This window comes from Streptomyces sp. NPDC001137 (assembly GCF_040298885.1).
Classification (GTDB): domain Bacteria; phylum Actinomycetota; class Actinomycetes; order Streptomycetales; family Streptomycetaceae; genus Streptomyces.
In genome coordinates this window covers 497,930-521,793 of the sequence record NZ_JBEPBA010000003.1, presented here as the reverse complement: position 1 = coordinate 521,793, position 23,864 = coordinate 497,930, and the positions used below count along the sequence as shown (strand labels likewise).

General features: G+C 71.2%; 21 protein-coding genes. 9 read left to right on the top strand and 12 right to left on the bottom strand.

Annotation, left to right across the window (positions count from 1 at the left end):
• The first annotated feature begins 34 nt into the window (after positions 1–34).
• Positions 35–829: a serine/threonine protein kinase gene (locus tag ABT254_RS08315; protein WP_351465379.1), complete on the top strand. Its 795-nt coding sequence runs from the start codon at positions 35–37 to the stop codon at positions 827–829.
• On the top strand, positions 826–2,373 hold the full coding sequence (locus ABT254_RS08310; protein ID WP_351465376.1) for a serine/threonine-protein kinase: 1,548 nt from the start codon (positions 826–828) through the stop codon (positions 2,371–2,373). The genes ABT254_RS08315 and ABT254_RS08310 overlap by 4 nt, the downstream gene beginning before the upstream one ends.
• Before the next feature lie 28 nt (positions 2,374–2,401).
• Here ABT254_RS08310 and ABT254_RS08305 read toward each other — a convergent pair whose 3' ends face one another.
• From ABT254_RS08305 to ABT254_RS08290, 4 genes are all read right to left on the bottom strand, one after another.
• Positions 2,402–3,547, bottom strand: a complete 1,146-nt coding sequence (locus tag ABT254_RS08305; protein ID WP_351465373.1) for an SH3 domain-containing protein — start codon at positions 3,545–3,547, stop codon at positions 2,402–2,404.
• Positions 3,544–3,921 carry a hypothetical protein gene (locus ABT254_RS08300; protein WP_450749307.1) on the bottom strand — a complete coding sequence of 126 codons (378 nt, stop codon included), beginning with the start codon at positions 3,919–3,921 and terminating at the stop codon, positions 3,544–3,546. The genes ABT254_RS08305 and ABT254_RS08300 overlap by 4 nt, the downstream gene beginning before the upstream one ends.
• A 43-nt stretch (positions 3,922–3,964) precedes the next feature.
• Entirely contained in the window at positions 3,965–4,453 is a 489-nt protein-coding gene (locus ABT254_RS08295; RefSeq protein ID WP_351465370.1) for a hypothetical protein, read from the bottom strand.
• A gap of 136 nt (positions 4,454–4,589) precedes the next feature.
• A complete protein-coding gene (locus ABT254_RS08290; RefSeq protein ID WP_351465367.1) occupies positions 4,590–5,573 on the bottom strand; it encodes an ArsR/SmtB family transcription factor in 984 nt (327 codons plus the stop codon).
• 230 nt (positions 5,574–5,803) lie between these two features.
• Between ABT254_RS08290 and ABT254_RS08285 the strand changes: the two genes are divergently transcribed.
• Positions 5,804–6,217, top strand: a complete 414-nt coding sequence (locus tag ABT254_RS08285; RefSeq protein ID WP_351465364.1) for a hypothetical protein — start codon at positions 5,804–5,806, stop codon at positions 6,215–6,217.
• 49 nt (positions 6,218–6,266) lie between these two features.
• On the top strand, positions 6,267–7,523 hold the full coding sequence (locus tag ABT254_RS08280; protein ID WP_351465361.1) for a serine hydrolase domain-containing protein: 1,257 nt from the start codon (positions 6,267–6,269) through the stop codon (positions 7,521–7,523).
• A gap of 185 nt (positions 7,524–7,708) precedes the next feature.
• Here ABT254_RS08280 and ABT254_RS08275 read toward each other — a convergent pair whose 3' ends face one another.
• From ABT254_RS08275 to ABT254_RS08245, 7 genes are all read right to left on the bottom strand, one after another.
• Positions 7,709–8,554: a trypsin-like serine peptidase gene (locus ABT254_RS08275; protein ID WP_351465358.1), complete on the bottom strand. Its 846-nt coding sequence runs from the start codon at positions 8,552–8,554 to the stop codon at positions 7,709–7,711.
• Positions 8,555–8,623: 69 nt separating this feature from the next.
• Positions 8,624–10,615 (bottom strand): ArnT family glycosyltransferase, encoded by a 1,992-nt coding sequence (locus ABT254_RS08270; protein WP_351465355.1) that lies wholly within the window; start codon positions 10,613–10,615, stop codon positions 8,624–8,626.
• 150 nt (positions 10,616–10,765) lie between these two features.
• Complete coding sequence (locus tag ABT254_RS08265; RefSeq protein WP_351465352.1) at positions 10,766–11,995, bottom strand: SpoIIE family protein phosphatase; 1,230 nt, start codon at positions 11,993–11,995, stop codon at positions 10,766–10,768.
• A gap of 462 nt (positions 11,996–12,457) precedes the next feature.
• Entirely contained in the window at positions 12,458–13,282 is an 825-nt protein-coding gene (locus ABT254_RS08260) for a DUF1684 domain-containing protein (RefSeq protein ID WP_351465349.1), read from the bottom strand.
• Between the two features lie 76 nt (positions 13,283–13,358).
• Positions 13,359–14,282 (bottom strand): LLM class F420-dependent oxidoreductase, encoded by a 924-nt coding sequence (locus ABT254_RS08255; protein ID WP_351465346.1) that lies wholly within the window; start codon positions 14,280–14,282, stop codon positions 13,359–13,361.
• Between the two features lie 76 nt (positions 14,283–14,358).
• Positions 14,359–15,759: an NtaA/DmoA family FMN-dependent monooxygenase gene (locus tag ABT254_RS08250; RefSeq protein WP_351465343.1), complete on the bottom strand. Its 1,401-nt coding sequence runs from the start codon at positions 15,757–15,759 to the stop codon at positions 14,359–14,361.
• Positions 15,756–16,856, bottom strand: a complete 1,101-nt coding sequence (locus ABT254_RS08245) for an LLM class flavin-dependent oxidoreductase (RefSeq protein WP_351465340.1) — start codon at positions 16,854–16,856, stop codon at positions 15,756–15,758. The genes ABT254_RS08250 and ABT254_RS08245 overlap by 4 nt, the downstream gene beginning before the upstream one ends.
• 563 nt (positions 16,857–17,419) lie before the next feature.
• Between ABT254_RS08245 and ABT254_RS08240 the strand changes: the two genes are divergently transcribed.
• Positions 17,420–18,661, top strand: a complete 1,242-nt coding sequence (locus tag ABT254_RS08240; RefSeq protein WP_351465337.1) for a vanadium-dependent haloperoxidase — start codon at positions 17,420–17,422, stop codon at positions 18,659–18,661.
• A 36-nt stretch (positions 18,662–18,697) separates the two neighbouring features.
• Here ABT254_RS08240 and ABT254_RS08235 read toward each other — a convergent pair whose 3' ends face one another.
• Complete coding sequence (locus ABT254_RS08235; RefSeq protein WP_351465334.1) at positions 18,698–19,099, bottom strand: hypothetical protein; 402 nt, start codon at positions 19,097–19,099, stop codon at positions 18,698–18,700.
• 575 nt (positions 19,100–19,674) lie between these two features.
• On the opposite strand from ABT254_RS08235, the gene ABT254_RS08230 reads away from it, so the two are divergent.
• Genes ABT254_RS08230 through ABT254_RS08215 form a run of 4 tightly spaced genes read left to right on the top strand, consistent with a single transcriptional unit; the run spans position 19,675 to position 23,740 of the window.
• Positions 19,675–20,574 (top strand): ABC transporter permease, encoded by a 900-nt coding sequence (locus ABT254_RS08230; RefSeq protein ID WP_351465331.1) that lies wholly within the window; start codon positions 19,675–19,677, stop codon positions 20,572–20,574.
• Positions 20,571–21,302 (top strand): ABC transporter ATP-binding protein, encoded by a 732-nt coding sequence (locus ABT254_RS08225; RefSeq protein ID WP_351465328.1) that lies wholly within the window; start codon positions 20,571–20,573, stop codon positions 21,300–21,302. Before ABT254_RS08230 ends, ABT254_RS08225 begins: the two co-directional genes overlap by 4 nt.
• Before the next feature lie 57 nt (positions 21,303–21,359).
• Positions 21,360–22,415, top strand: coding sequence for an aliphatic sulfonate ABC transporter substrate-binding protein (locus ABT254_RS08220; RefSeq protein ID WP_351465325.1), 1,056 nt, complete (start codon positions 21,360–21,362; stop codon positions 22,413–22,415).
• Entirely contained in the window at positions 22,412–23,740 is a 1,329-nt protein-coding gene (locus ABT254_RS08215; RefSeq protein ID WP_450752754.1) for an LLM class flavin-dependent oxidoreductase, read from the top strand. The genes ABT254_RS08220 and ABT254_RS08215 overlap by 4 nt, the downstream gene beginning before the upstream one ends.
• Positions 23,741–23,864: the final 124 nt, after the last annotated feature.

The following is a 23,864-nucleotide window of genomic DNA, read 5'->3' as shown; positions in this document are numbered from 1 at the left end:
ACAATCCTGGCGACCACATCGGGGGAAAGTCGGTATGGAAACGATCATTGTGCAGCCGCCCGGTCCGTCACGGCCGGGCCAAGTCGACGTCGGCGGGCCCGAGTTGCTGCACATGGGACCGGGCGACGTGGCCGACTTCGGGCGCGGGACACCCGGCGACCGGGCCGTCTCCATCGTCCTGCCCGACCCTGGAATCTCCCGGCGGGCGGGACGGCTGGAGGCGGCCGAGGACTACTGGCGGCTGTCGAACTTCAGCCGTGACACGGCGTATGTGGTCGAGAACTTGGAGGGGGCCGGCGAATACATCACCGTCGCGCCAGGCCGGCTCGGAGCACCGGTCCCCTTCGAGTTCTCCAGAGTCGTCCTGCCCGCGCTGAGCGGGACCGTCGACTTCAAGGTGTTCGCCCCGCAGCACGCCTATCTGGACGAGCAGTCCTCGCCCGGCGCCGGGGAGTTGACCGTGCATCCCTACGCGCTCGATGCGACGGCGAAGTACTTCCTGGTGCTGGTGGCCCTGTGCGAGCCGCGGCTGCGCGACCCCTCGGACGACGTACTGCCGGGCGCCGGAGACATCGCGGAGCGACTTCGCCCACTGGAAAGCTGTCGTGGTCTGACCCGCTCCGCGGTGAACTACCACATCGACTACCTGGCCTTCGCCAAGCTGCGCCTGGACCTGGGCGAGGAGCCCGGAGCCGACGGCAGCGGCCGCACCGGCGTCAAGCGCGCTCGACTGGCCTCCCTCGCCCTGCGCTTCGGCCTGGTGCGCGAGGAACACCTCGCCCTGTTGCCGTCCCGCAGACGGCCCGTCCCGCAGGAGAGCGGCGCATGACCTCCTCAGGCGCCGAGCAGGGCGCTCTCGAAATGCCGCGTCTGCCGGCGGGTTTCCGCATCGAGGGCTGGCAGTTGGACGCCGTCATCGGGTCGGGCGGCTGGGGGACCGTGTACGAGGCCCGCGCCGTCGCCGACGGCACGGTCGTGGCGGTGAAGGTGCTGCCGACCGGCGCCTTGGCACCCGGTCAGCGTGCCGCGCTCGGCGAACTGGTCGCGCGCGAGGTGCGCTTCAGTGCCGAGGCGGACCACCCGCACCTGATACGGACCCACGCGGTGTGCACCGTGAACGCGCCGGACCTGCCCGCGCTGGACGGGGCCATCGCGCTCGTCATGGACCGGGCCGAGGCCAGTCTGCGTCAGGTGCTGGACGCTGCCGTGACAGGCCGCCCGATCCCGGACGCCGTGCGGGTCCTGCGCGGCGTCGCCGCCGGACTTGCCCATATGCACGGCGCCGGTTGGGTGCACGGCGACCTCAAACCCGCCAACGTACTGCTGGGCGCGGAGAAAGCGGTCTGGCTCGCCGACTTCGGCCTGGCCACCGAACTGGACGGCACCCACGCCTATGTGCCGCCGCTCGGCACGCTCGACCATGTGCCGCCCGAGTGGTGGTCCCAGCGCACCCGGGCGGACGGGACGATGGTGCGGCCGACCGCCGACATCTGGGCCTTCGGCATCCTGGCCCACCAGGTGCTCACCGGTGGCCTCCACCCGTTCCCCGGCGCCACCGCCCGCGCCCGCTCGCTCGCCGCGCAGGCCTACGCCCGCGGCACCGCGCCGCTGCGTCTGGACGCCGGGCTCGACGAGAACTGGCGCCGACTCATCGCGGACTGTCTGGCGCCCGATCACGCGGGCCGCCTGCGCCACAGCGCCGAGAGTCTGTCCGCGCGGATCGAGCAACTGGCGAGCCCACGTGGCCGGCGTCGCCTGCTGCCGGTCGCCGCCGTGGCGCTGGCCGCTGTCTCGGCCGCCGCCATCGGCGGGGCCGCGCTGCTCGGAGGCGGCGGAGGCGGAGCCGACGACGAGGACGGCAAGGGGCGCGACACCCCGGCGGTCGTCACCGGCGCGCACAGTCCGGCCGCCGGGGAGATCACGGAGCTCCCCAATGTCCCGGAAGACCTGCGGCCGCTCATCGTGAAGGCCGCCCACCGCTGCACCGATGCCGAGGTCACCCCCGCGTTCCTCGCCGCCATGCTCAAGGCGGAGAGCGGGTTCGACGTCAACGCCTCCCGCCCGGAGACCGAGGAGTACGGCATCGCCATGTGGACGCCGTCGGTCTTCCGGGCCTGGGCGGTCGACGGCGACGGCGACGGCGACAAGGACTACATGTCGCCCCCGGACGCGATCTCCACGATGTCGCTGTACGTGTGCTGGCTCGACCAGCAGTTCAAGAAGGCGAACATGCCGGCCAAGGATCTCCCCGCCCTGATGGCGGCCGGCTACCGCACGAGCGACCGCACGGTCATCGAGGAGGGCGGCGTCCCCGAACGCGTGCGTCCACACGTCGACAAGGTGCTCGAGTACCTCGCCTCCTACGAGCGGTGAGGTGGCGGAGCCGACCGTCTCAGGAGGTTCAGCAGTCCTTGACGTCCGGCATCTTGTTGTCGGGCGAGTTGATGTAGATGTTGGAGATCCAGCCGTCGTACTGGGGGAGGTACGCCCACCATTCGTTGGTGTAGGGCGGTACGTTCACCACCTCGCCCCTGGCCTGGCAGCCCACCAACACCTCGACGCCTGCGGGGAGTTGGGTGATCGGTGAGTTGCCCGTGCCGGGGCCGGGGCGGACGTTCACATGGTCGCTCCACGTGCCGTACCACCACCCCGCGGGCCGTGCGGCTCCGGGGACGTTCAGAGAGCGGGTCAGCCGGCCGATGTCCGTGTACGCCTTCCCGTACGAGGTGCCGGCGGGATGCAGGGTGAACACGGCCACGATGGACCGGTCACCGGCGCCCACGGTGCCCGTGCTGTGCAGCGCGGGCCGTGTCAGATCCACGTCCGCGGCCGGACTCCCCGCACGCGCGACGGTCGCGGGCGCGGGGCGCGTCTGGCCGCAGGTGCCTTTCTCGTACGAGGATCCCGACCAGCCCTGCTTCACCGCCCACGGCTTGTCGAACGCCCCGGCGATGCCGAAGTGCTGGTCGAAGCCGTCCGAGGCACAGCGGGTGGACTGGCGCAGGTTGCCCATCATGAAGTCGCGCACGGGGCCGGGCGCCGAGTCCAGGAGGTAGCGGTAGATCGTCACCGTGTCGCGGGCGGAGAGCGCGGTGTAGCCCCAGTAACCCTCGTACCCGGCGGGCGGCGGTGCCGTGTCCTTGAGGCCGAGGCGGCTGACCATGCGGGTGATGATCGCCGTACCGCCGTGGTCCGACCAGTAGGCGCCGGCCGCGTCGTCGTCGCTGGCGCGCAACATCGGCTCCAGCCACGCCCGGTCGGCGGCCGGCACGGTGTAGTCGGGGCCCCGGTTCCACAGGTAGTCCAGCGCCAGCAGCAGCTTGACGACCGAGGCGGACCGGAAGCGGGTGCTCGTGTTGAGCTGCTCGGTGAAGGTAGCGGTCTGCCGGTCGAAGACGGCGACCCCGGCGCTGACGCCGGCGGGTACGTCGGCGGACGCGGCGGCGGGACGGGCCGGTTGTCCGGCCGGGGTGTCGGCGGCGGCGGAGCCCGCCGCGCCGCCGATCAGCAGCAGAGCGGCGGCGGCAGCGAGAAGGCGGCGCCTCACAGGTAGTGCTCCCTGAGGTTGAGGGAGTTGATCGGCGTGAGGTCGACGTACCAGCCCTCCTGCGGAGGGATGGACTCGTGGCAGTCCGTGTTGACGGACTCGCACAGTTCGACGAGGGCGCCGTCGTACTGGTTGTTTAGGATCCAGTGGTTGCCGTACTGGTTGTAGATGGGGTGGAAGCCGTAGGAGTAGAAGATGTGGCTCGGGTGCGGGTTGTCCGCCGGGGTCACGTTCTGCGGGTAGATGCAGACGGCGCCGTAGGGGCAGCCGTCCCATGTGCCGCCCTCGGCCTGGGCCTGGGCGGCTCCGGTGAGAACGGCGGCGGTGGTGAGGGCGAGCGCGGCGGCGCCACGCAGGATTCTGCGCATGGTCATGCCTTTCGGGTGAATGCCGGGAAGCGGGAACGGAGGGCGGGCTCTACCACCAGTTGGAGCAGCGGATCACGCCGTCCGACTTCAGCGAGCCGCAGACGCGGAACTGGTACTGCGGATCGGTGCTGGTGCGGCGGAACGGTGTGGTCAGGCTCTGCCCGGCTGAGCGGACGGTGAAGGGCCCGCACTGCAGCCAGGGGGACACGGCGTTGCGATCGCGGTCCCAGCCGTCGGCACGCCAGTCCATCCAGACGTTGTCGCCGGGCTGGGTCCGGCCGCTGATCTTTCCGAAGGCGATCTGCTGGCCGACGTAGGAGCCCTTCTCCAGCGTGATGCGGACGCTGCCGAGGCTGAAGTCGGCGGGCTTGCCGGTGTCGCCCTCGGCGTCGTCGGGGTGGTCGCGGAAGCCATGTGCGCCGCCTTCGCAGTCGGAGGCGGAGGCGTGGGCGGGCTGCGCCGGTTGAGCGACGAGGACGCCGGTGGTGACCACGGTCAAGGCGGCGGCCGTGGCGAGAGCGGAGCGGAACGGGCGCATGGGAGCCGTCTCTTCCTGTCTGTGGAGGGTGCCCTGCGATACCGCCGGGCCTGGAAGACGACTCGAACCTTAGAAAGGGGAAGGGGGCCGGCGGTCCTGACGGATGTCAGGGTGGCGGTAGGGATCCGGCCGTAGCTCACCCCGACAGCAAGGTGACCAGCGCCCCGCCCGATGCCGTGTGCCGCGCCACCACGTGCTGTCCCTGCCGCTCCCGGGTGATGAGCCCGGCCGCTTCCAGCTGACCGCAGTGGTAGGTCACGGTCGCCGGCGTGCAGTTGAGTGTGGCGGCCAGTAAGCCCATGGTGCACGGGCGAGCCAGCTCGCGCAGGATTCCGGCCCTGACGGCGCCCACCACGAGCTTGAGCCTGTCTCTTTCGACGGTGGCTTCCTGGGCGGTCCACAGCGTGTTCAGGCCGGGCACGGGATAGCCGAACCACACGGCGTCGGAACGGTCGAAGCTGAAGACCGAGGCGCCGTATCCCGACACGATCGGCACCAGCGCCACACGGCGGGCACCCCGCTGGAACGTCTCGGGGTGCGGATCGGGCACGTACAACGTCTCCCCGGTGAAGCGGATCTTGGGCCCGAGCCCGGCGAGGACGAGCGGCAGGGCGTTGCTGACGACCGCCACCCCCACCCGTTCGGTCTCCTGGGCCAGCAGGGAACCGGCCCGCGCCCAGATCGGCCCGAAGGCTTCCCACACGGCGCCGAGAATGGCCGCGTACGCCTGGATGAAGGCCTTCGGCCGGTCGACGACCGACTGCCACTGCCGGGGGACCGTCCCCCCGAAGTCCGTCTCCAGCTCCCGCAACAGCTGTGCGGGCAGGACGTCAGCCAGACGTTCGAGCTGGACGGAGAGATCGGTCTCCCACAGCGGTGCCGTCGGCGTGAGGCAGTCGGGAACCATCGAGTACTCCCGGGTGAACAGCGGCCGCAGCACCGTCTCCGCGCCCTCGGGCACCGCGGAGCGCAGCGCACGCCGCCAGGTGGGGTGCAGCCCCTGGGAACGACTGCCGAGCGCATCCGCGACGAGCGACATCAGGGTGACGCCGGGCTGCGCCACCACGGACACCGGCACTGTGTCCAGTGGCCCCAGACACAACTCGGAGAACCGGGCCATGAACACCCCCCGTTGACGACCGCCACCTCTTGGGACGCACAGGTTTCGGCAGAGGTTTCGAAGACCCTGAGCAAAGCCGCCGACCGGAACGCGCTTTGAAGTCCTTCGAAATGCTGGGCCGGGCCCCTGCCTGTGAGCAGACTGTGTCCGACCACGGGGGACGGTGGCGGCTGACCGACCGCGCCCATCGCTGTGCCCCCGCGACCCTGACAACGACGAGGGGGAACGTCATGAACTCCGTCCGCCGAAAGATCCTCGGCCTCGCGACCGTCGCCGCGACCGCCCTGACCCTGCTGGGCACGACCACCCCGGCGAACGCCGCGACCTACCCGTGCCAGATCTCCGGATCCACGATCCCCTGCACCACGGTCACCGGCATCGACCCCGGTTCCTGGCTCCAGGTACGCACCGGCCCCGGCTACGGGTACGGCCCGATCGCCGAGGCCTACAGCCGCCTCTACAACGGCAACCAGGTCGGCCTCACCTGCTGGACGCTGGGCGACGGCGCCTACGACAACCCCAACTACCGCTACTGGATGTGGGTCGAGGTCGGAAACAGCTACGGCGGCTTCGTCAACGACTGGTACCTGAACACCGGTAGCCCGGACGTGTGGAAGCAGCAGATCAGGCAGTGCCCCGCTTGATACGGCGGACCGCTCCCGCCCTCCGCTCTTCTTGACTCAAGGAACTGACATGACGTTGAACAACCGCCGCCGTCTGGCCGCCGGCGCCACCCTGATCGCTGCGCTCGCCGTCGGTGTCGTCCCCGGCGCGAACGCCCACGCCGCTCCTGCTGCACCTGCCGTTCCTGCCGCCACGCGCGCGACCACCCCCGCCCCTGACATGGACGGCGTCGTCGCCGCGCTGAACGCCGCCATGGCCCAGGGCGCACCGGGAGCGATGGCCCGGTTCACCGGCCCCGAGGGGGTCCAGGCCCGCACTGTCGGAGTACGCGACCGGGACTCGGGCGCCGCCATGGACATCCGCGCCCGCTTCCGCATCGGAAGCGTCAGCAAGACCTTCTCCAGCGTGGTCCTGCTCCAACTCGTACAGGAAGGCGGACTGGAGCTCGACGCCCCGGTGAACCGGTACCTTCCCGGGCTGCTGCCCGACGACCGGATCACCGTGCGGCACCTGCTGACTCACCGCAGTGGACTCGCCGACTACACCGACGCGATGTTCGAGCACACCGTGCCCGGCTTCGAGGCCGTACGCAACCGGGTCTTCAGCTACCAGGAACTGGTCGACCTCTCACTGAGCGAGCCCCGCACCACCGAACCGGGGGTCGCGTACAAGTACTCCAACACCAACTTCGTGGTCGTCGGCATGCTGATCGAGAAGATCACCGGGAAGCCGGTCGCCCAGGAGTACCAGCGCCGCATCATCAAGCCGCTGGGGCTGCGCAACACCTCGTACGTGCACCCCGACGTCCACATCGCGGGGCTCCACGTACGCGGCTATCTGCACCCGGACGAGGAGGGCGAGCCCCTGGTGGACTCCACGGAACAGACCGTCTCCTGGGCGCAGTCGGCCGGGGCGGTCATCTCCAGCCCGGCCGATCTCAACACCTTCACGACCGCGTTGATGCGGGGCAGGCTGCTGTCCTCGAAAATGCTGGACGCCATGACCACTGTCACCCCGACCGACACCACCAACACACGCTTCTACGGCCTCGGTCTGCGCCGCTACGACCTGTCCTGCGGTACGCAGATCTACGGCCACACCGGCACTGTGCAGGGGTACTACACCTACGCCTTCGCGACCCGCGACGGCCGGCGCAGCCTCTCCGCGATGGCCAACACCTCGAACAAGGGGTCCGCCAACACGGCGCTCGGCGGCACGCTCGAGGCCGCGTTCTGCGGTAAGAAGCCGACCTCGACGGCGTCGGCGTCCGCTCAGCCCGGGCCGTCCACGGTGCCGGCCGAGTCGGACCTGCCCGAACGCCGCTGAGGCCCGTACCCCCCTCGGACGCGCGCCTGAAGCGGCTCGCGGCCAGGATTCGCGGCTGGGAGGACATGCCCGGCCAGGGGGCGGGGACGCTCGCCCTGGGCGCGTGACAGTGGTGGGTCGTTGGTTGCCTCAGGCGGTGGCCGGTCTGGTCGTCGGACGGGAAGGCGTCGGGCGGGTCGTGCGGATCACGGATCGCTGATGGCTGCCTTGTACAGGTCGGCCGCCTCGCCGCGCAGTGTCACGCTGTAGGACACGTCGTCGGTGTCGCCGCCCTGGTCGTAGCCGCCGAGGACGCCGACGACCTGGCCGGCGTCGTTGATCCAGGGGCTGCCGCTGGTGCCCTGGGTGAAGGCGGGGCAGTCGATGCGCTGCTGGGTGCTGCTGTATGCGGTCGGCCTGTTGGTGCAGCCGATGGGCGTCTCGCGGGAGTCGGGGTAGCCGACGACGGTCACGACGGTGGCGCCGGTGGCCGTGCCGGGCGTGAACCGGTTGGCCCCGACGACGTCCTCGATCGACCTGCCGTCCTGCTCGTCGACGGTGGCGAAGGCCAGATCGCTGTCCTCGTCCTGGTCCTTCGTCCATCCGTCGGGCAGATAGCGGTGCTCCAACTTCCACACCCCGTACGGCGCGTGCCCGTCCCGGTAGCCCGGCACGAACACCAGGTCGGTACCGGTGTCGCTCACGCAGTGCGCGGCGGTGACGACGAGATCGCGCCGGGGGCTGTGCACGACCGAGGCCGTGCACTGGTGTCCGCCGGCCAGGTCGTCGGCACGGTCCGCATCGAACAGCGCGCCGACCCGCGCCGTCTGACGACCGGCCACGACGGCGACGGTGGCTCCCAAGGCCTGTGTCGGCAGTCGTGCCTGCCCCGCGGGGCCCGCTTTCCCGGCGGACGAAAGGACGTGCGACGAAGGCCCTGAGGACCTGTGCCCGGCCTCCGCGGCCGACACGGACGAGGCCAGGGTGAACATCATCACGACGCCCAGCAATGCGTGACGCGAGGTGACCAAGATGCGTGCGGTGCGCTCCATCGGTGATCACTCTGTCTCACGAAGGTGAGGGAAAGCGCCCGACTTATCTGAGATTTTCCAGTAAAACCCTTACCGACGGTGCTCGTGCCCGTGCCCGTGCGGCGTGGCGGATGACGGCGCGCAGTCGTACACACGGAACGGCTGGTGGGGCACGAGTGCGCAGTTGCCGCGTACCCAGTGCGCGGCGGCGCGGCCCGGGGTGGTCGATGCGCCGCCGAGGACGACGTAGCGCAGCCGGCCGGTGGCGATCAGATTGCGGAACTCGGCGCCGGTGGGCGTGGGTGCGGCGCCGGTGAAACCGCCCATGGGGAGCACCTTGGCGCCCGCGAAGAGGATGTAGGGGGAGGCCGAGCGCCAACTGGTCGTGGCGAAGGGGAAGGTGGCATGGCCCTGATGGGCCGTCATGAAGGCCAGGAAACGCTGCTGTTGGCGGGTGAGTGCTGTCCGGTCGCCGTATCGGAGCGTGTTCTTGGGCGGCTTCGTGGCACGCGGGGAGCCGCCGCCCGGAGCCCGGTCGTGCCGGTGGTGGTGCCAGGCGGCGACCGGTCCGGCGGCGCCCATGCCCGAGTGGCCGTACTTCGGGTCCAGGACTGTTGACGCCCAGGCGGCGGACGGCAGCAGCATGCCCGTGACGACCGCCCCGATGCCCAGTACCGCGATCCGCGAGGGTGCCCGTCGGCCGGGAGCGCGCGACAGCGCGAGCAGCAGCAGCCCGATGGTCCCCGCAGCGATCGCGGCGGGCGCCAGCCAGGGCAGGAACGTGTACCTCGTCGCGATGAACGCCGACCATGCCACGGTGCTGACCGCCGCCGTCGGCAGTGCCCACGAGCGGGTACGGTCCCCGCGCCGCCAGGCCCGCCAGAACTGCACCATGCCACCGCCGAACAGCGCGGCGAGCGGGACCGCCACCACCCCCATGTAGTACGTGTGGGCGCCGACCGCGCCGGCGCTGAAGACCAGGAAGTACGTGGCCAGCCACACGCCCCACAGCAGGAAGCCCGCCCACAGCGGATCCGTGCGGTGCCTGCCGCGCAGCCGGAGCAGGCCGCACACCACGGACAGCGCGGCCACCGGGTAGAGCCAGCCGACCTGGGAGGCGAGCGACGGGCCGAACATCTTGGCCCACAGGGCGGCCGGGCCTCCTGCGCCGGGGTGTGCCGATACGGTGCCGGCCATGGTCGTGGCGGCGACGCTTCCGGTGGCCTTGGCGGTGATGCCGAGGCCGGCGAAACGGCTGAGGAAGTTGTATCCGACGACCTGGCTGAACGCCGAGTTGTCGGTCGTGCCGTCGATGAACGGGCGGTCCTGGGCCGGTGTCAGGGCCACCAGGACCATCCAGGACGCTGACGCGGCGACGCACACCGCTGCGGCCGTCGCCAGGTGGGCCAGCCGGCGGCGCAGCGTCGCCGGGGCCGACACCAGGTAGAGCAGGCCGAGGGCGGGAAGCACCGCCCAGGCTTCCAGCATCTTTGCCTGGAAGCCGAGGCCCACCCACAGCCCTGCCATGAGCAGCGGACGCAGCCGGGCCTCACGGGCGGCGCGCAGTGTGGCGTCCGCGGCCAGCAGGACGCACAGGGTGAACGCGGGATCCTCGACCTCCGTACGGAACATCCCCGCGACGACGGGCGTCAGTGTGAAGGCACCGGCGGCGAGGAGTCCCGCGCTCTCTCCGGCCCACCGGCGCACGGCTCGGTGCAGCACGGCGACGCTGAGGACGCCCTCGATGACCTGCGGCAGTGTCAGTGCCCACGGGTGGAAGCCGAAGATCCGCGCGGACAGGGCCTGCGGCCAGAGGAAACCCGGGAGCTTGTCGATGGTGATCGTGCCGGCCGGGTCGAACGAGCCGAAGAGGAAGCCCTTCCAGCTCTCGGTCATGCTGCGCGCGGTCTCGGAGTAGAACGGGTGGTAGGTGCTGTGCTGGATGTCCCAGGTGAACAGCACCGTCGCCGCCAGCATGATCGCCCACCAGGCCACTCGGGCGTTGAACCCCTTCCCGCGCGCAGGTGGCGGGCCACCCGAGCGCCGGACCGGCCTGATGAGCTGTGAGGTGATGGCCCCCATGGACGAACCTTCCCGAACGTGCGCCAGCCGTACGACGGGCAAGAGGGCGGGGACAGCGCTCGGGATGCCTGGGGTCGGTTCCCATTCAGGTGAGAATCAGGTGTACCGCGGCCGTGCGAGCGACCAGCCCGGCCACGAGGCGTCGGAAGGTCACAGCCGGACGACGACGAGGGCGATGTCGTCGAGGGCGCCGCCTGCTACGCCGAGGTGGGCCAGGAGGGTGTCGGCCAGGCGTTCCGGGCCGAGGGTGCGGTGCAGTCGCAGGACTTCGATCAGGTGTGCGATGCCCTTCTCGATGTCCTCCTCGCGTCGTTCGATCAGCCCGTCGGTGTACAGCACGAGGGTGGCCCCAGGCTCGTAGGCCTGCCCGGCCTGCGGGCGGGGCACGTGCTGGGGCCGGGCTCCCAGCGGCGGGTCCGTGGCCTTGTCCAGCAGGTCGCAGGTGCCGTCCGGGTGGACCAGGACGGGCGGCGGGTGTCCCGCGTTGCTGTAGATGATCAGCTGGCTGCGGGGGTCGATGAGTGCCTTCACGGCGGTGGTGTTCAGCGCGCCGTCCACGGACCGTGCGTACAGGCCCACGACCTCCAGTGCCCGGGCCGGTGACTCCAGTGCCCGGATCGCGGCACTGAGTGCACTGCGCAGCATGCCCATCACGGCGGCTGCCTCCAGGCCGTGTCCGACGACGTCGCCGACCGCCACCGCGAACCGGCCGTCGGACAGGTTGACCATGTCGTACCAGTCGCCGCACACGTTCAGCGACCCGGTCGCGGGCAGATAGCGCACCGCGACGTCCGAGTGCCGGGCCAGGTCGGGTACCGAGAGCATGGCCTCCTGCAGGGTGACGGCCACCTGGCGTTCCCGGGTGTGGGCCAGGCGCAGTTCCTCGTTCAGCCGCTGCAGCTCACGGGCGCGTGCGTACAGCTCGGCCTCCAGCGCGTCCCGCTTGGTCAGCTGCTGCACGGGCGGCTGGTTGCCGGCCACGCGGGCCTGGACGAAGGCGGTGACGTCCTCCACGCGGTGAATGATCCACTGCACGTTCCCGCCCGGGGCGAGGATCGGCGTGTTGATCGGGGACCACCAGCGCTCCTCGAACCCCCCGGGCTCTTTCATGACAGGGATGTCGTACTTCTGCAGCGCCATGGTGTCCGGCTTCCGCAGGGCCAGCACCCGGTGCAGGGAGGCGTTGAGGTTGCTCACGCCGTCCGCCTCGGGATCGGCGGGGTTGTCGGGGAACGCCTCGAAGATGTGCTTGCCGAGCAGTTCCTCGCGTGTGCGGCCGGTCGCGTCCAGGTATGCCTGGTTGACCTCCACGATGACCAGGTCGGGGCCCAGCACCAGATAGGGGCTCGGCGTGGCGGCGAACAGCGCCGCGTAGTCCATCTCCGGCAACGTAAACCACCTCCGGCCGCCCCCTCTCCCTCACGCTACGGTCCCTCGGGCCCGTGCGCTCGGGTGAGGACGACCGGCCACGGGCGCGGCGCGCGAAGCCCCGCGACCGAGGAAGGGGTGGTTGCGCGTGTGAACATCTGCGACGCGGATCACCCGGGACGGGCAGGCCTAAATGCGACCTGTCGGCGTTGCTGTTGCCATGTCTGAGGATTTCGGATCGGAAATCCGGCTACCCGCCCGGCGGCGCAGACCCCACCCTCGTCCTTGCGGTGGCTTCGAGCCGGGGCGGACTCCCGCACCCCCCGGGCCGCGAGGACGGTCCCGCGCGGGGATGTCGTACCCCGGGGGGAGTGCGATTCCTCGCGCCCGGCGGCCGTCGCCCGTGCCGACCACGGGCGACGGCCGCCCACGCCTCCCGCAGACCGGCCGAGAAGCTGCGGCCGGCAGGGGTGCTCAGGAACCGCCGCGCTCGACGGGGATCTTGTGACCCGCCTCGATGGCCACCGGCAGCCGGTTCTCGGCCGGGGGCAGCGGGCAGGTGGCCATGTCCGTGTAGGCGCAGGGCAGGTTCGCTGCGCGGTTGAAGTCCAGGACGACCGTGCCGTCGGCGGCGGGCGGATCGAGGGCCAGGGAGCGGTTGGCGGCGTAGGTGGTGACCCCGGAGGTCGCGTCGGTGAACAGCAGGAACAGACTGCCCGCGCCCCGCCCCGGGAACGCGGTCAGGGACAGCTGCTGCCCGTCCAGTTCGAACTCGACCCTGCCCGGAGCGTCGTACACGTGCTCAAGGCCCTCGACCGCGGCGCCCACGGTGGTCGGCCGCGGCTCGTCGAAGGGGACGTACCGGCCGGTCACGGCCCAGCGCGGGTCGGGCGCGTAGGAGGGTGTTCCGGTGAAGGCCGTGCGCAGCGGCGCGTCCGGGTGCCGGGGGCGGACGATGTCGTTTCCGCCGCGCCTCGCGACCTCGACGACGGCGTCTCCCCAGACCGCGTGGACGTCGCTGCGCTCGGGAAGCACGCCGAAGCGGTGTTCACCGCGCACCGGGGTCCCGTCGACGACCAGTTCCTCGCCTTCGTCCAGGACCACGACGACCCCATCGGGGCCGGTGTGCCAGGCGCCGGGTGCGTCGGGAAAGCGTTGCGGCCGGTCGTCGAGCCAGTGCTGGCCGGTGATCGCCAGGAACCCGTGCGGGTCGGCGAGCCGGGTCTCGTGGTCGCGGTACCAGTCCAGCCAGTTCTCGGTGAAGGCCTGGAGGTCCGTCGCGGTGGCCTCGGTGGTCATACGGTCTCCTTCGTCCCGCGAGGCTCGGCCTCGCGCAGGGTGCAGGGGAGTGGGGCAGGTGGGCAGACGGGCTTGCTCAGTTCGCCAGTTGGCCGAGGAGGTCCCAGGTGCGTCGGCGGTCCGCTTCTCCGGCGATCTCGGTGCCCGAGAACACGACCTCGGTGGCGCCGGCGTCCCGGTAGCGCCGTACCTCGGCCTCGACCGCCTTCTCGTCGCCGATCACGGCCAGGTCGGCGGCCCGCCCGCCGCCGGAGAGTCCGATGACGCGGGCGTAGGACGGGATCTGTTCGTAGAACGCGAGGTTCTCGGTGGCCCTCGCCCGCACCGCGTCCACGTCGTCCGTGACCACGCCGGGCACCAGGGCCACGATCCGGGGCGCGGGACGCCCGGCGGCCTCGGCCGCCGCGGTCAGGGCGGGAACGATGTGTTCCGCCAGGGCGCGCGGTCCCGCCAGATAGGGCAGGATCCCGTCCGCCAGCTCCCCGCTGACCCGCAGCGCCTGCGGTCCCATCGCGGCGACCAGCAGGGGGACGCCGCCCTCGGCGCCCGGGACGCGCGCTGGGATCGGGGTGGTGGCGGTGAGCAGTTCGCCGTGGAAGTCGGCCGTGCCGGTTTCGGTCAACTGCCGTAGCGCGGTGAGGAATTCGCGCAGCCGGGCGATGGGGCGTTCGAAGGGCAGGCCGAAGCCGGTCTCGGTCAGCAGTTTCGTGCCCAGGGCCAGCCCGAGGTGGTAGCGGCCGTGCGTCGCGGCCTGGGCGGTCTGGGCCTGGCTGGAGACCAGCAGCGGGTGGCGGCCGAAGACGGGGATCGCGGAGGTTCCCACCTGCAGTCCGGGCACCTCGCGTCCGACGATCGCCGCGAGCTGGGGTGAGTCCGCGCCGAAGGTCTGACCGAACCAGGCCGACCGCAGCCCGGCGGCCGCGGCCTCCTGGGCCAGCTGCACGGTGGCGTCGACCTGGTTCGGTGCGTCGGATGCGTTGAGAGCTACTCCCACAGTCATGTCAGTCAGAACGGACGCCCGGTGAACCCGCATTCCGCTCCCTGTGTGACAGCTTCATGTCAGTCGTGTGTGGTGGTCAGCCGGCCTGCCGGTGGTCCGGTGCCAACCGGTGGGTGAGGGGTTCGCGCAGCCCCAGGTGGTCGCGGAGCGTGCTGCCGGTGTAGTCGGTGCGGTAGAGCCCGCGTTCCTGCAGCTCCGGGACGAGCAGGTCGACGATGTCGTCGAGGCCGTCGGGGATGAGGTACGGCGTGACGTTGAAGCCGTCGATCGCGCCGTGCCGCACGAAGCGGGCGAACTTGTCGGCCAGTCCCGACGGGGTGCCGACGTGGCCGCGCTGCGGGCCGAGCGCGATGACGGTCTCGCGCAGCGACCATCCGTGGGCTTCCGCCTTCGCCCGCCATTCGGCCACCACCGTGCGCGGGTCGGCGATGCGCCGGGCGCCGAAGGAGCCGTCGTTCTCGCTGAGGACCGGGTCCTCCTCGGGCAGCGGCCCGTCGGCGTCGCGGTCGGACAGGTCGATGCCCCACAGCAGCCCGGCGATTCCCAACGCCGTGGCGGGGGTGACCTGTTGGAGACGGATCCAGCGCTTCTTCTCCTGGGCCTCCGCCTCGGTGGCACCGATGATGATCTCGGTGCCGGGCAGGATCCGCAGGTCGTCGTCGGGGCGGCCGGCGGCGCGCAGACGGGTGCGGATGTCCTCGGCGAAGGCCAGGGCGTCGTCGAAGTCGGTGCCGTGCGCGGAGAAGATGACGTCGGCGTTGCGGGCGGCGAAGTCGCGTCCCTCGCCGGAGTCACCGGCCTGGAAGATGACCGGGTGGCCCTGGGCGCTGCGCGGCAGGGTCGGCGCGAGGTCGACGTCGAACTGCGCCCCACGGTGGCGCACTTGGCGTACGGCACCCGGCGTCGACCATTCCCGTGCGCCCGCGGAGTCGGCGACGGCTCCGTCCTGCCAGCCGTCCCAGATCGCGCGCGCCACGGTCAGGAACTCCTCGGCGCGCCGGTATCGGTCGGCGTGGTCGAGATAGCCGCCGCGGCGGAAGTTGGCGCCGGTCCAGGCGTTGTCCGTGGTCACCACGTTCCAGCCGGCGCGGCCCTCGGAGAGCAGATCGAGGCCGGAGAGACGGCGGGCGAGATCCGCGGGCTCGTTGAAGGTGGAGTTGGAGGTGGAGACCAGGCCGATCCGACGGGTGACCGCGGCCAGCGCCGCGAGCTGGGTGATGGCGTCCGGCCGTCCGGCCACGTCGAGGTCGTGGATCCGGCCGTCGACCTCGCGCAGCCGGAGCCCCTCGCCGAGGAAGAACGCGTCGAACAGGCCGCGTTCGGCGGTCTGGGCGACCCGGCGGAAGGAGGCGGGGTCGATCTGGGAACCGCTCTCGGGCGCCGACCAGATCGTCCAGTGGTTCACACCCTGGAAGAACACCCCGAAGTGCAGCTGGGCGTGCGGCCTGGGGACGTCGAGGGGGTCGGTGCGGGTCATCGGGCTTCCTCCTGGACGGCCGCGGCGGTGAAGCGGTTGGCGGGGCGCTCCAGACCCAGGGTCGAGCGCAGGGACGTACCGGGCAGCGGCCGGGCGACGAGACGCCGCTCGGACAGGGCCGGCACAACGAGGCGGGAGAGGACGGGCAGGTCCTCGTCCAGGACCAGCGGATGCAGCCGTACACCGTCGACGTGATCGCTCAACTCGCCGAGGAAGGCGACCAGTTGGTCGGCGGAGCCGATGTGCCGCAACCTTCCCCGGTCGGTCCACGGGGCGTGCCGTTCCAGGTCGGCGACGCGTTCGGCAGCCGTGGCGTCCGGCGTGTCCAGCGCCACCTCGACCTCGGCGAAGACACGAGGTGTGTCCGTAGCGGCGGCGGCCGACGCGACGTCCGTGAGCTCGCGGCCGCCGACGAGAGCGATGTCGAGCTGTGCGGAGGGAACCCGGTCGGGCCTGCCCAGGACGACGAGCTGCCCCTGGGGCGGGCGCGGCACGATCGCCGGGCCCTTGACGGCGTAGGTCTCCCCGGTGAAGTCGATGTAGTGCAGCCGTTCGCGGTCGAGGTAGCGGCTCGTGGCCACGGACCGGATGACGGCGTCGTCCTCCCACGAGTCCCACAGGGCCCGGGCCACCTCCACACCGTCCCGGGACTCGCGGGCCCGTGCCGCGGCGTCGGCGACCAGCGGCCGCCCCCAGGCGCGGGCTGCCTCAGGGCGCTCCTCCTCCGCGACCACCCACCCGGCGCGACCGGCCGAGATGTGGTCCAGCGAGGCCAACTGGCTGGAGACATGGAACGGTTCGGCATAGGTGACCGGGACGACCGGTGCGATCCCTATGGTGCTCGTGGACGCCGCGACGAAGGCCGCCCGCTCGACCGCGCCGATACGGCCCACCGGATCGGGCGAGGCCCCGGGCGGCAGCACGCCGTCGTCCAGGGTGATCAGGGTGAACCCGGCGTTCTCGGCCACGGCGGCGACCCGGGCGACACGACGCGGGCCGAGCAACTGGTCGGGCGAGTGGGCGGCGCGGCGCCAGGCCGCGGGGTGGGCGCCGTCACCGTCGATCTCGACGGCGAGGTGCAGGGCAGGGCCGGACAAGGGGTGTTCCTTCCGAGATGCACGCGGACTCACGGCCGTGAGGCATGCGGGCGTAAGGCGTAAGGCGTAAGGCACAAGACCACGACGAGACGGCCGACGGAACGCGCCGGCAGCGGCCAGGGCGGGGGTCAGACCTGTACGGAAGGACAGACGGCGGAGGCGGTGCGGCAGTAGTCGACATGCCGCCGGGTGATCAGCCGCGCACCCGTGCACGCACCCTGAGGCGCGCCAGGTACCCGCATGGAGGCCTCCACCGTCAGAAAAGGGCGGATTCAACGTACGTCGTCCGCCCCCGCGAGTGTCAAGGGCACTTGAACTCTGACGGGATTTCATGCAGCTGCAACGGTGCCTCCCTCAACTGCCTGCTAGACATGGTGGGGTGACCCCCTCGGCGCTGTGTCGCAGGCTGTCCGCGGACCTGGCGTGTGTCGACGCCTCCGCGTGTCGACGCCTCTGACGCCACCTCCGCTCGCCCTGCCCTGACGCGACCGCTCACGGGGCATTTCTGTGCGCGACCACATCTCACTCACCCCTCTCGCCTCACCCGAACCGAAGGAGAACGCGTGAGTTCGACCAGAACCCGGCCCGCCCTCGTCACCCTGGGTGCGGCGGCACTGCTGACCGCGTCCGTCGTGGTGCCGCAGGCCTCGGCGGCCGGCCGTACGTCCACGGCACTCGCCTGGTACGACGCCACCGCCGACACCGTCGCGGCGGCCGGGGCGCCGACCCAGATCACCAACAGCCGTACCTGGGCCATCAGTTGGCTCGCGGCCGCCCGAGCCACCCGCAGTGTTCCCCCGGGCGTCGAGCGCGGCGCCTACCAGGAGGCGGCACTCGCCGGTGCCGTCCACCGTGCGCTGGTCACGCTCGCCCCGAGCCGTACGCAGCAGCTCGACGCGACATTCAAGGAGACCCTCGAGGCGATACCCGACGGCCCGGCCGAGCAGCGGGGCGTCACGGCAGGAGAACACCAGGCCGATCTCGTCCTCCAGTCGAGGCAGGGCGACGGTCTCGACCCCGCGTCGGTCAACGCGCCCTACACCGTGAAGCCCGCGGCCCCCGGCATCTGGCAGCCGACACCACCCGACTACGCACCGGCCGCCCAGTACGGCAACCGCCTCGCCAAACCGTTCGTGCTCGGCACCCAGAGCCAGTTCCGGCTCGCCCCGCCACCCGCCCTCGACTCCCCGCGCTACGCCGCCGATCTGGCCGAAGTGCGCACGTACGGCGCCGCGGACAGCGCAGCGCGCAGCGCCCATCAGACCGAGACCGCCACTTTCTGGCTCGGCTCCTCCCTCACCCTCTACACCCGGCCGCTGCGTGTGGCGCTCTCCCGGACGAGTGAGGGGGCCGCCGGACAGGCGCGGCTTGTCGCGCTCTTCCACGTGGCCCTGGTGGACACGCAGATCGCCACCTCCGACAGCAAGTACGCCTACGAACGCTGGCGTCCCGTCACCGCGATCCGCACCGGCACCATCGACCCCGACCCCCACTGGACGCCGCTGCACACCACCCCCGCGCACCCGGACTACCCCAGCGGCCACAACACCTACGCGGGCGCCGCGGGGACCGTCCTGTCGGCGCTGGTCGGGCCGCGCACCGCCCCGTTCGAGCTGACCAGCCCCACCGCGCCGGGGGTCACGCGGACGTACACCGCCTGGAGGCAGCTCTCGGACGAGAACGTCGATGCCCGGGTCTTCTCCGGCATTCACACCCGGTCGGCCGACGAGGCAGGGATCACACTCGGCACGAACGTCGCCCGATACGTCGTGCAGCACGCGGGACGGCTCCTCGCTCCGCGCTGACCGCCGACGCGGACCGCCTCGTACGCAGGGAAGGGCTCAGGCCTGTCCCGTCCGGCGCGTCAGACCGGGGCGCAGCCCGGTGAGACGGGCGATCTCGGTGTCGAGGGCCGCCGGCCGGGCGGCGACCACGTGGGCGCCGGGCGAGGCGGGGTGGGTGTCCGTACAGCGGCGTTGCGGCTCGTCGACCAGGAGCTGGACGCGGTCCGCGAGGCCGCGCAGGTCCTCGGCCCACCGCGCCCGCCGCCCCCGGTGACGAAGACCGTGTCGCCGGGACGGACGTCGGCGATCCGGGTGAGCGCGCCGTAGGCGGCCGACCCCGAGGAGGAAATAGCGGTTGTGCACGAGTACTTGTCCGGGGCCGGGCAGGGGGCAGCGGCTGCGCTCCTGGTCGGGGGAGGCGGGCCGGGCGGTGACGGCCGGCCGGCGCGGGGCGCGCACACGCCAAGTCCTGACGTGCGCGTCAAAGGCAAGGAGCGATGTGTCCCGAAGCGGCGCGGAAGTGTTCTCGGTGTCCGCAATGCAAGAACCGTCCGGGAAGTTATTGACCAACCTGGTGGAGCTCTGCTGAACTCGCGTTCCATGAACCCGCGCGTGGACCTGACCCGGCGGCGCCACATCGATCTGGCGCACGTCTCCAGCGCGTTTTGTTGTCGCTGACCCGGTAAGTGGTCCCCGGCGCATCCGGTGATGCCGTCCTTGGGGATCTTCGTACCCGCGTCCTGAGCGACTCTTCTCCGGCCTCACCGCACCGTCTCGCCCTCCCGGCTGAGGGAGAAGTGTCCACGGCCCAGCGTGCCGTCGCACAGTCGCCGGCTGTCACTGCGCCGCGACCGCGCCGACTGCCACGTCCCCGACCGATCCGCCTCGAATCGGTCGTTCATCCCCGCTCTTCACCCCTCAGCACCCAGCGGTGCGCCCGCTTCCTCCGAGAAGGGCCTCCTCATGCCTGTGTTCATACGTAAGCTCACCGACCGCATCGGCGCGGTCACCAAAGACATGCCGGCGGTGGCGCCATGACCGAGGTCCGCATCCCGGCCGCGGCCCTGGTCAAGCCGGCCCCGGACGCCGGGACGACGACCAGCGCACGGCAACGCGAGGTGTTCCTGCCGAGCGACGCCCGCCGCCGGACGCCGCTCACCACACTCCGCGAGCGGCTGCGCTGGCCGCTGGGCATCTACACGACCCCGGTCGTGATCCTCATCGCCTGGGAGGTCCTCGCCCGCGCCGGAGTGCTGGCGAAGACCTACGCTCCGGCGCCGACCTCGATCGTGAAGGCCGCCGCCGACCTGTGGCAACAGGGCGTCCTCGGGCCGGACCTGGCCATCTCGCTGCAGCGGGCCGGCATCGGACTCGCGATCGGTCTGACGGTGGGCATCGTCACCGGCGTGGTCGGCGGACTGCTGCGCAGCGGTGAGTTCCTGTTCAACGGTGTTGTGCAGGTGCTCAACACGATCCCGCTTCTCGCGGTGCTGCCGCTGATGATCGTGTGGTTCGGCATCGACGAGCTCACGAAAGTGCTGCTGATCTCCTTCGGGGCCGGTGTCCCCATGTATCTCAACCTGTTCGCCGCGATCCGGGGCGTCGACCAGCGGCTGATCGAGATGGCACGTACCACGGGTGCGGGCCGCTGGCGCCTGGTGACGCGTGTACTGGTGCCAGGAGCGCTGCCGGGGTTCCTGGTCGGCCTGCGGTTCTCCCTCGCGTACAGCGTCCTGGGTCTCGTCGCCGCCGAAACCGTCAACGCTGACAAGGGACTTGGCTTCCTCATCACCCAAGGCCAGACGTACCTCCAGACCAACCAGGTCTTCGTGGGGCTGGTGATCTACTCGCTCCTCGGTCTGCTCGCCGATCAGTTCGTCCGGGCTCTCGAGCGGGTGCTGCTGCGGTGGCGACCCAGTTATGAGGCGTCATGAGCAGCACAGTCGCGACCGAGCCGCTCCGGCAGACCGGGGTCCTCGTCGAGCAGGTGGTCCGTCGATTCGGTGACCGGGTGGTGCTCGACCACCTCGATCTCACCGTCGCCGACGAGGAGTTGGTGATCCTGCTCGGCCCCTCGGGCTGCGGCAAGAGCACCCTGCTGCGGCTGCTCGCCGGACTCGACCGGCCCGACGGAGGCCGAGTGGAGGTCCCGGCCCGGCGAGCGATCGTCTTCCAGGCCGACCGGCTGCTGCCGTGGCAGCGCGTCCTGCGCAACGTCACCCTCGGCCTGCGCGGACCCGACGCGGAACAACGCGCCCGCGACGTGCTCGCCGAGGTGGGACTCGCGGGCCGGGAGAAGGCCTGGCCCAAGGAGCTCTCCGGCGGCGAGGCCCAGCGCGTGTCCCTCGCGCGGGCCCTGGTCTCGGAGCCCGAACTCGTGCTGCTCGACGAGCCGTTCGCGGCCCTCGACGCCATCACCCGGCTGCGCATGCACGACCTCGTACGGGCCCTGCGCACCAAGCACCACGCCGCCATGCTGCTCGTCACCCACGACGTCGACGAGGCGATCGCGCTCGCCGACCGGATCCTGGTCATGAGCAACGGCCGTATCGGCACCTCGCACCACGTCGAGCTGTCGGCCGCCGACCGCGAGGCGAGCGTCGCCCGCGAGGAGCTGCGCGCCGCACTCCTGAACGACCTCGGCCTGGCCAACCAGCACTGAACCGTCCCCCGCCACCCCCCGACTTCCTCCGCCACAGCACAGAAAGCGTGATCAGCCATGCCCGGAACATCCTCCCGACTCGTCGGCGCCATCAGCGTGTTCGCCCTCATGGGGACCCTCGCCGCCTGCGGAGGGGAGTCACAGGCGGCGACCCCGCTCGCCGACGCCGGCGGATCGAGCGCCGAAAGCCACCCCGAATGGAAGAACTACACCTTCACCGTCGGCGACAACGGCGGTGACGGCAGCGAGGAACTCGCCAAGATCACCGGCGTCTTCGACAACGCGCCGTACAAGGTGAAGTTCGCCCGCTTCACCTACGGCCCGCCGCTCGTCCAGGCGGCCGCCTCCGGCGACATCGACCTCGGCAGCGTCGGCGACGTCCCGCCGATCACCGGCGCCGCGAAGGAGTACGGCTTCAAGGTCGTCGCCGTCAACCGCTCCCTCACGCCCACCCAGTCCAGCGAGAACATCATCGTGCCCAAGGGCTCCAAGCTGAAGACGCTGGGGGACCTCAAGGGCAAGAAGCTGGCTGTTCCGCAGGGCAGTTCGGCCCACGGCCTGGCCCTGAACGCCCTCAAGAGCGTCGGCCTCACCCCCAAGGACGTGCACCTGGTCTTCCTCGACCCGGCGGCCGGCGCCACCGCCTTCAACACCGGCAAGGTGGACGCCTGGTCGATCTGGAACCCCCAGTCGGCGATCGCGGTCAAGAACGGCGCCCGCATCCTGGCGAAGGGCCTGCCGCCCATCGACCAGACCAGCAGCTACTACGTCGCCAGCGAGAAGTCGCTGAACGACAAGACCAAGCGGGCCGCCCTCACGGACGTACTCAAGCGACTGGCTCACGAGTTCGCCTGGGCGATCAAGCACGAGGACAAGTACGCGGAGGCCATCTCCAAGGAGGAGGGCATCCCCCTCGCCGACGCCAAGGCGTCCCTGAAGGCCTTCGAGACCCGGGTGACCCCGGTGGAGAAGTCGGACATCGCGGCCGAGCAGAAGCTCGCCGACGCCTTCCTGGAGGCGGGCCAGATCACCAAGACGGTCGACGTCGCGTCCATCACCGACAACCTCCTCCCGGCCGGCTACGACAGCTCGAAGCTGGAGGCAGGCCAGTGAGCGGCACCAGACGCACCCTTCACCTGAACGCCTTCCTCATGGAGGCGGGCCACCATGAGGCGGCATGGCGGCTGCCCGACAGCAACCCGCGGGCGGACTTCGATCTGCGGCACTGGATCGAGCTGGCGCAGCTGGCCGAGAGCGCCAAGTTCGACTCGCTGTTCCTCGCGGACGGCCCCGCCCTCATCGGCACCGGTGAGTTCCGCCCGCCGGGCCAGCTCGAACCGCTGACCCTGCTGACCGCCCTTTCCCAGGCGACCAGCAGGATCGGCCTCATCGCGACCGTGTCGTCGACGTACAACGAGCCGTACAACCTCGCCCGCCGGCTCGCCTCCGTCGACCATGTCAGCGGCGGCCGCGCCGGCTGGAACATCGTCACCTCGGCAGGGGCCGACGAAGCCGCCAACTTCGGCCTCGACGACCGCCCCGACCACGCCGAACGCTACGCCCGCGCCGATGAGTTCCTGAAGGTCGCCAAAGCCCTGTGGGACAGCTGGGAGTCCGAGGCCGTCGTCGCGGACCGCGGCTCGGGCCGCTATGCCGACCCCGAGCGCCTGCACCGGCTCGGCCATGAGGGCAGGTACTTCAAGGTGGCCGGCCCGCTCAACGTCGAGCGCCCGCCGCAGGGTTATCCACTGCTCGTCCAGGCCGGCTCCTCCGAGGACGGCAAGGACTTCGCGGCCCGCCACGCCGAGGCCATCTTCACCGCGCACACGACGTACGAGCGCGCGGCCGCCTTCTACGCCGACATCAAGGCCCGCACCCGGGCCGCGGGGCGCGACCCGGACGGTGTGATCGTCCTGCCGGGCATCGTCCCGTACATCGGGTCGACCGAGGCGGAAGCCCGGGCGCTGGCCCGTCAGTTCGACGAGCTGCGCGTTCCGGAGTACGGGCTGCGCCAGCTGGCCGCGGTGTTCGAGACCGAACCGTCGGTCTTCCAACTCGACCAGCCGCTGCCGGACTTCATCCTCGCCAGGCCGAAGCTGGAAGGCTCACAGAGCCGCTCCGACCTGATCATCGACCTCGCGGTGCGTGAGCAGCTGACGGTCCGGCAGGTCATCTCCCGGCTCGGCGGCGGACGCGGCCACTTCGAGTTCGTCGGCACGCCCGAGCAGATCGCGGACACGATCGTCGCCTGGTTCGAGGGCGGCGCGGCGGACGGGTTCAACATCATGGCCCCCGCCCTGCCGTCGGGCCTCGCGGCCTTCGCCGAGCACGTCCTGCCGATCCTGCGCGGCAAGGGCCTGTTCCGCGAGGAGTACGAGGGCACGACCCTGCGCGAGCACTACGGGCTGCCGGTCCCGGCGAACCAGTTCCACACCTGACCGGGCCGCCACGAGCGCCCCGCTCACGACTCCCGCCGCTGCCACCACCCGCAGCGGCGGGAGTCCGCCGATGTGCGGGCGGAAGTCCCAGCGGTGAGGTCCGGATGGCTGTGCAGGAGCGCCT